General features: G+C 44.8%; 1 protein-coding gene. It reads left to right on the forward strand.

Annotated features, from left to right (window positions below):
* Positions 1 to 119 precede the first annotated feature (119 nt).
* Positions 120 to 912: diguanylate cyclase domain-containing protein (locus tag A3766_RS27375; RefSeq protein WP_068643371.1), on the forward strand; the 793-nt coding region annotated here is incomplete at its 3' end.

The following is a 912-nucleotide window of genomic DNA, read 5'->3' on the forward strand; positions in this document are numbered from 1 at the left end:
TCGCTCTCGCTTGAAAAAGATATACCAAAAAACAGGTGTATCGAATCAAGTTCAGTTAACACACAATATACTGGAAGGCCCCTACAAACTGGCCAACATGTTAGGATAAACAAACAGGCATGAAGCAAAATAAGGCATCTACACAGCAATCAGAAGTTCTTAGTACCAAGCTAGGCACACAATATCGTAAGCGAATCGTTATTAGCGTGTCACTGGTCGGCGTGATTGTATCCTTATGCTATTCAGCTATTTTATGGACTCAATACCAACAAGCGCTGAGCAGCTTTACAGATTTCCTATATGCGCTCTGCTATGCCGGAACATTCTACTGGGTCAGGCAGGAGAAGTTTGTCCTTTCCGCCTATTGGTTGATACTCATTGCCAGCCTGCAAGTTACCTTGGGGAGTATATTCTTTGTCGGCGCTGAAACGGGCTTCCAACTCTATTTCCTAAGCCTCCCGGTCGTGGTCTACTTTCTGCTCAATGACCAGGAAAAATGGAAAAAGCTTGCTGTCATGCTTTATGGTTGCTTGTGCTTTTGCGCGGCCCATACACTACGAGTCGAAACTTACATGGCCCCCATTCCGCCCTCCATCGCACAAGGAGTTTTTATCGGAAACGCGCTAATTGTTTTTCTTATTGTTGTTAGCGCCGTAAAGTTCTTTTCTGATGAGATGCTAAATGCCTATAACGAGCAGCAAAAGTTCGTGCTCACTGACAATTTAACCGGTATTGCAAATCTTCGCTTCGTTCAACAATACGCATCGCAACTACTCTCGCAAGCCGACCGCTATGGCCACCCTATTAGCTTGATCCATTTTGATATCAACCACTTTAGCCAGATTAATACCGAACAGGGACTAGATGCAGGCAACCGCAGCCTGGAGTTTATCGCCCAGCTAGTAAAAAATG

Source organism: Oleiphilus sp. HI0132, from assembly GCF_001635845.1.